Raw genomic sequence first — 6430 nt, forward strand, 5'->3', positions numbered from 1 at the left:
TTTTTTAACTCCCCTCCGTTATTTGTTGGTTGTGTTACTTCTGGTCCTTTCTGGGCCACCTTACGTGGGGTGAGCGCTGTGAAGGAGGCCTTCACGGCCGTACGTGCCCGTCGTGATCACGCACCCGGTGGTTTCACATATCCCGAGATGTGCACCTTCTTGGCGCCCGCCGTGACCTTGGTCGCGACGAGGTGCTTGCGGTGGGCGACCTTGTTGCCGAAGTTGCCGTCCACGGTGTCGATCGTGCCGTGCGCGCGGTCCACCGCGACCACGACCGACACGTGCCCGCCGACCACGCCGTCCGGCGGACCGTAGATCACCAGGTCACCCGGCACCGGATCGCCGAGCCCGCCGGCGGGACGCGGTTTGAAGAGCTGGTGCTGGACGCCCCATTTGCCGACGCCGCGCGCCACCCAGGTGGTCGGCACCGGTGACACCTTCGCCTGCTTCCACACCCACTCGACGAACATCGCGCACCAGTCGTACTTCGCGCAGGGGCCGTACTTGCCGCAGGCGGGCGGCTTCACGCCGACCTCTTTCAGCGCGGTGTTCACGATCAGCTGACGGTTGACGGCCAGCGTGTCGATCGTGGTGTCCACAGTGGATTCCACGGCGGCGACCGACGACGTCGTGGCGGCCTGCGCCACCCCCGTGGCGCCGCCTGCGAACAGCGGAATCAGCAGCGCCGCCACCAGCGACGACAAACCCAGTCGCAGTTTCTTCCTTTTCACAACGGTTTCCCTCCCTCGTATGGCCGCCTGCCGGGCGACCGTATTCACGGGAGTTATGCCTGCGGAGCCGGATCCGCATGAGCGTCGCGGCGAGAAAGGACGGTGTTCACCCGTTTGCCGCAGCGAGCTCGCGGAGCCTTCCTTGCAGTTTCGCCAATGCCCGCTCCCGGTTGCGCTGCACGGTTCCCTTGTGGATGCGCAACAGCGCGGCCGCCTCCTCCAGCGTGTGCCCGTCGAGGTCGACGAGCAGCACCACGGCCTTTTCCTTGCCCGTGAGGGGACTCAGCAGACAGGCCACCCTGTCCCACGAGTCGACGGCGGGCAGGTCACCGTCGCAGGTGGCCGGTGCCGCCCGCTCGAGCGGGACCAGCCGCCGGTCCGCACGCCAGCCGCCGCGGGCGAGGTTGACCGCGGTCGCCAGCGCGTAGCCGTACGGGTTCGCGTGACCGAGGAACCGGTCACGCCGGCGTCCGGTGCTCTTGAGCCGCACATAGACGTCCTGGACCAGATCGTCGGCCCGGTGCCGGGACCCGGCCAGCGCCGCGACCCGCGCCGAAAGCCGCTGCAGAACCGCCAGAAACACCCGGTCGAATTCGTCGTCAACCACGCGAACCGCCACCCCTCCCCCGTGGACCCCGGTACCCGTCCCCTCGTACCGGAACCCTCAGCCTGCCCTATCGCGCACCGTCCAGCCATTCACTCGATGGGGTGGAACGTCCGGCGGCACCATCGTGGCGCGATCCGCCTGGGCACGCGCGTTTTCCGATCTTGTAACGAACTTCGCGCCGTTCCGACTAGCGGTTGAGCGGTCACGGTCCGCGTTCTTCGCGGCGGAGTCGGATGGCGGGGGCATCAGTGCGGGCGGACTACGGCGAGGCGTTGCCGGCGGGTTTCTCCATCCTCGAAGAACTCGACGACGACGCCGTCGCGACCACGTACCTCATCGGCGGCCCGGAGGAACGCGAAGCGGTTCTGACGGTCGGGAAATCGCCGGTACCGGACGAAACACGAGCGGAGTTCACCGCGTGGGCCGCCAAACTGGCGCTCGCCGCGGAAGATCCACGCGTGGCCGACGTCCTCGGTTCGGGGATCACCGGCGACTCGCGGCCGTTTCTGATCGCCGGGACCGGCGAAGTCCTGGCGGATCGGCTCCTCACCGACGGCTCGCTCCCACCGCGCGACGCCGTGCGCCATGGCGTCACGCTCGCCGAAGCGCTGGCGGCCGCGCACGAAGCCGGGGTGGTGCACGGGACGGTCCAGCCGTCGGCCGTACTCGTCGTGGACGGCGACGTCGTACTGACGGGCTTCGACGCCGCCGCTCCCGGACTGGCCGTCCCGGCGGAGCCCGACCTGTACACCCCTCCCGAATGCATCGCCGCCGCGGTGGCCGGTACGGCACAGCCGAGCGAGGCGGGCGACGTGTACGGCCTGGCCGTGACGACGTACGTCGCGCTCGGCGGCACCCCGCCATGGCACGACGCGTCTCTCGATCTGCGGGCGAGGACCGCGCCGCTCCCCGAGTCCCCCGCGGTGCCGCCGGAACTGCTCACGCTGCTCCAGGCGGGCGTGGCCGTCGATCCGGGGCACCGGCCGACGGCCGCCCAGGCGGCCGAATGGTTTTCCGCCTTCGCTCTGTCCGAAGAGGACGGTCAGGGCGGTGGCGCGGTCGGGCCGGACCTGCTCGCCGGACGCGGACGCCGGGTCGGCCCCCGCACCGCGGCGCTGATCGTGGGTGGGGTGGCCGCCGCGGGCACCACGACCGGCCTCCTCGCCTCGGGTTCCGCATCCGTCGCACCGGCGGGCGCGCCCACGGCGATCGCGAGCGCGCCGGGCGTCGTGGGCGCACCGGCCGCGAGTTCCGCTGCGGCCGCACCCACGACCGCCGTGAGCGGCGGTGTGTCCGTGGTCAAGGTCGCGGTGGCGGGCGTCGTCGTCGCGGCCGCCGCGACCGGCGCCGGCCTGGTCGTTCCCCGTCTGCTCGCCCACGAACCCTGCGACACCGTCGTCGGCGACCGGCAGGCCATCCGGGTCCTCGCGGACGCGGCGGGCGAACTCGGCCGGATCAGTCATCGGTTCACCACGAGGATCGCCGACCGCACCTACGAAGGTGCCGTCGATCCCGTCACGGCCACGACGTGGTTCACGCGGCGACAGGACGGGCTCGACGCGCCCACGGAATTCCGCAGTGTGGGCGGGACCCGTTACGCCTTTACCGGGACCACCGGAACGTGGGGCCCCAGCACCGAAACCGACGTACCGTCACCGACCCCGGCATTGGCGGCGGCTGCTTCGGCCACGCGACGCGGCTGTGAATTCGAAGGTGTCCTCGACGCCCAGGCGCTGCGACCGCCCGCGGCGGCTCCCGTCCCGTTCACCGCGCGCATCGACGAGAGCGGACATCTCGTCCTCTTCACGACCACGCCGCCTTCCGCCGTCCACCAGACATTCAGCGACTTCGGCACCCGGGTGGACGTGCCCTCGCCCTCAGTGAGCACGACACCGGCGAGTACCACCTCGACCACCCCCGCGCCGACGCCGACGCCGCCGACCACCACCAAGCAAACGAAACCGCCGACCACGATTAGCACCGTGCCGCGCCCCACCCTTTACGCGTACTGGATCAGTGGCGCGAGATCACTGATCATCAACGACCCGGCCGACGTTCGCCACGGCCCGAATGTCTCCTTCCACGAGGACACGAAGGATCCGGTCGCCACCTGTTTCGCCACCACCAGCGGTGACCCGGCGGTGGCGCTGCGGCTCGAGGCCACCGGCTGCGAAGCTCTGAAGACCGTGTCGGCGACCGTGACCTTGACGGGCAAGAACCAGCTCACGGTCACCGGGGACCCGGTCATCGCGGGCATCTACCAGCGGCAGCCGCCGAAGTAGCGGGAGGCGTCCATGAGACTGGCGGATCCGCTCCGTTCGCGAGCGGTGCTCATCGGCACGAGCGAGTTCGCCGATCCGGATTTGCCCGCGCTGCCCGCGGTGCGGAACAACGTCACGGACCTGGCCGCGATCCTCACCGCTCCGGCCGGTACGGGCCTGCCGCCGGCGCAGTGCCGGACACTGCTGGACGAACCGGACCATCGCACCGTCGGCGACGCACTCGAAGAAGCCGCCGAACAGGCCGAAGACCTGCTCCTCGTCTACTACGCGGGGCACGGTGTCCTGGACGGTCGCGGGCAGTTGTACCTCACGATGCCGGACAGCACGGTGGACCGCCTGCGCTGGACCGGGCTACCGGCGGCCCGGCTCCGCGAACTCCTCGCCGACGCACCGGCCGCGAACCGCGTCCTGATCGTCGACAGCTGCTTCTCCGGCAGGGCGATCGGGGAACTCATGGCGGACGCCTCGTCCGCGGCCACCGGGCAGTTGGAGATCGCCGGCACCTACACGCTCACCTCCGCCTCCGGCAACGAAACCGCGTCCGCGCCCTGGGGAGCGAGGCACACCGCCTTCACCGGCGCGCTCACCGATCTCCTCACCCGCGGGGCGCCGGACGGCCCCGAGCTGCTCACCCTGGACTTCGTCCACCGTCACCTCCGGCGAGTGCTGGGTGAACGCGGCCTCGCCCGCCCGGGTCAGGGCGGCACCCAGACCACGGGCCGGCTCGCGCTCGCCCCGAACCCCGTCACGCACGCGCTCGGCGCCGGCGTCCTCAGCAGGCTCGCGGCCGCCGCCGGACAGGCCGCCAGGGTACTCGGCCCGGCTCATCCCACCACATTGGACAGTCGTCGCCGGCACGCCGTCCAGGTCGGCTTGGCGGGAAATCCCGCCGAGGCCGCCCGGTTGCACGCGGAGCTGGTGACGGACTTCCAGCGCGTGTTCGGGCTGACGCATCCGGACGTGTTCGCGATCCGGGAAAGCCACGCCTACTGGACCGGCCGGGCCGGCCAGCACGGCGAAGCGGTGAATCTGCTCGCCGCTCTACGCACCGACCGCGCCGCCCACGGCGTCGCACGGCGAACCCGGCCACGGCGGACCGGGCGCGGCCCCTCCTGAGGCTCACGGCGCCCGGTCTCCCGGCTCCAGCAGCCTTTCCACGTCGCGAACCAGCGCCGCGACGTCGGCCACCCGCCGGGCGTCGAGTTCGATCCTGCGCCCGTCCGCCGCGGTGACGGTGAGCTTCACCTCCGAGCGTCGGTGGGAGAACCACGTCGACACCGATCGGGCCAGCACCGCACCCGCCCCGCCCGAGCCCATGGCCACCACGAGCGCGTCCAGCACGCCGCCCATCTCGCCCGGCCTCGGCTCCGCCCGCTGGGGCCGCACCCGGCCGCGCAGCGCGTCCTCGTGACGCAGCCAGTCCAGCAACACCCCGAGATCGGCCGCGTCACCCCCGATCCACAGCCTTGGCCCGCCTGTCCCGGTCATCCGCACCGTCCCGTCGCCCGATCGTTCCCGCTCACCGACATATGTCCACTGTGGACGCTCGCACTGCGGGCTCGTCGGCTGCACAGTCGCCGAACCTGGGGAAGCCGTTACGCGTCCCGGACGGAAACATTCGCCCCGTCTTCCCTTGGTTTACCGCGGCACCAGCGGTTTCGCGGCGGCGGCTCTTGCCCCCGCCGTCGGCGGTGTGCTCAACTTCCTGCGGCGTAGAAACTCTGTGAACAGGAGCGACTGCATTGCGTAAGCACTGGGGTGGAAAACCGCGACTTCTCGCGGCGGGACTGACCGTCGCCGCTGTAACCCTCTCCGCAGCGCCGGCCTCGGCCGCGCCGCGGGCGACCTGGCCGGGCGCTGCCCAGGTCGCCGTCGCCGACGGGTCGAACGTGTTCGGCTCCAACCTGAGCGGCCTGTCCTTCCAGAGTCCCAGCGTGTTGTGGGCGGTGAAGAACGGACCCGGCACGCTCTACCGCCTGGTGCCCGACGGCAAGAAGTGGCGTCCCGACCCGTCCGGCGGCTGGGCGAAGGGCAAACAGCTCCGCTACCAGGACGGCAGCGGCGACCCCGACGCGGAAGGCGTGGTCGTCACCCCCGAGGGCGTGTTCGCCGCCACGGAGCGCGACAACGACAACGGCGACGAAAGCCGCATGCAGGTGCTCCGCTTCGACCCGGCTTCGTCCGCGAGCACGCTGAACGCTACCGCTGAGTGGGATCTCACGAAGGATCTTCCGTCGGTGTCGCCCAACAAGGGACTCGAAGGCATCTCGTGGGTTCCCGACTCGTTCCTCACCGCACACAAGTTCCGGGACGAGCACACCAAGGCCGCGTACGACCCGGCGAAGTATCCCGGCCACGGCGGCGGCCTGTACTTCGTCGGCCTCGAGGACAACGGGACGATCTACGCCTACGCGCTCGGCCAGAACGGGAGCTACACCCGCGTCGCCACCATCACGAGTGGCCTGCCCGCGGTCATGGACCTCGAATTCGAACCCTCGACCGGCCACCTGTGGGCGGTCTGCGACGACAACTGCGACGGCCGTTCGACCACGCTCGACATCACCGCGCAGGGCAAGTTCGCGGTCGGCGCGACCTACGACCGGCCGTCCGGCATGTCCAATTACAACAACGAGGGCTTCGCGATCGCGCCGCAGGAGGCCTGCGCGTCCGGCCGCAAACCGGTCGTCTGGTCCGACGACGACAACGACGGCGGCCACGCCCTGCGCAGCAGCACCCTCCCCTGCAAGTAGCGCACCCGGCAGCGAAGGTCCGTGGGGGCCTCCTTGAGGGACTCTGGGTCTCTCAAGGAG

6 protein-coding genes are annotated in these 6430 nt (G+C 70.7%); 3 read left to right on the top strand and 3 right to left on the bottom strand.

Annotation, left to right across the window (positions count from 1 at the left end):
• Window positions 1–116: 116 nt before the first annotated feature.
• Window positions 117–731 carry a CHAP domain-containing protein gene (locus ACFWX1_RS47675; RefSeq protein WP_378396566.1) on the bottom strand — a complete coding sequence of 205 codons (615 nt, stop codon included), beginning with the start codon at window positions 729–731 and terminating at the stop codon, window positions 117–119.
• Between the two features lie 106 nt (window positions 732–837).
• Window positions 838–1338, bottom strand: coding sequence for an RNA polymerase sigma factor (locus tag ACFWX1_RS47680; RefSeq protein ID WP_378396567.1), 501 nt, complete (start codon window positions 1336–1338; stop codon window positions 838–840).
• A gap of 233 nt (window positions 1339–1571) precedes the next feature.
• Between ACFWX1_RS47680 and ACFWX1_RS47685 the strand changes: the two genes are divergently transcribed.
• Together ACFWX1_RS47685 and ACFWX1_RS47690 are read left to right on the top strand one after the other, a co-directional pair.
• Window positions 1572–3620 carry a hypothetical protein gene (locus ACFWX1_RS47685; RefSeq protein ID WP_378396568.1) on the top strand — a complete coding sequence of 683 codons (2049 nt, stop codon included), beginning with the start codon at window positions 1572–1574 and terminating at the stop codon, window positions 3618–3620.
• Window positions 3621–3632: 12 nt separating this feature from the next.
• Entirely contained in the window at window positions 3633–4736 is a 1104-nt protein-coding gene (locus ACFWX1_RS47690) for a caspase family protein (protein ID WP_378396569.1), read from the top strand.
• Window positions 4737–4739: 3 nt separating this feature from the next.
• On the opposite strand, the gene ACFWX1_RS47695 is transcribed toward ACFWX1_RS47690, so the two are convergent.
• Window positions 4740–5192, bottom strand: a complete 453-nt coding sequence (locus tag ACFWX1_RS47695) for a hypothetical protein (RefSeq protein ID WP_378396570.1) — start codon at window positions 5190–5192, stop codon at window positions 4740–4742.
• 170 nt (window positions 5193–5362) lie between these two features.
• On the opposite strand from ACFWX1_RS47695, the gene ACFWX1_RS47700 reads away from it, so the two are divergent.
• Window positions 5363–6370, top strand: a complete 1008-nt coding sequence (locus ACFWX1_RS47700) for a hypothetical protein (RefSeq protein WP_378396571.1) — start codon at window positions 5363–5365, stop codon at window positions 6368–6370.
• Window positions 6371–6430: the final 60 nt, after the last annotated feature.

Origin of the sequence: Amycolatopsis sp. NPDC059021 (assembly GCF_042739895.1) — a bacterium.
In the GTDB taxonomy this organism is placed as follows: Bacteria; Actinomycetota; Actinomycetes; order Mycobacteriales; family Pseudonocardiaceae; genus Amycolatopsis.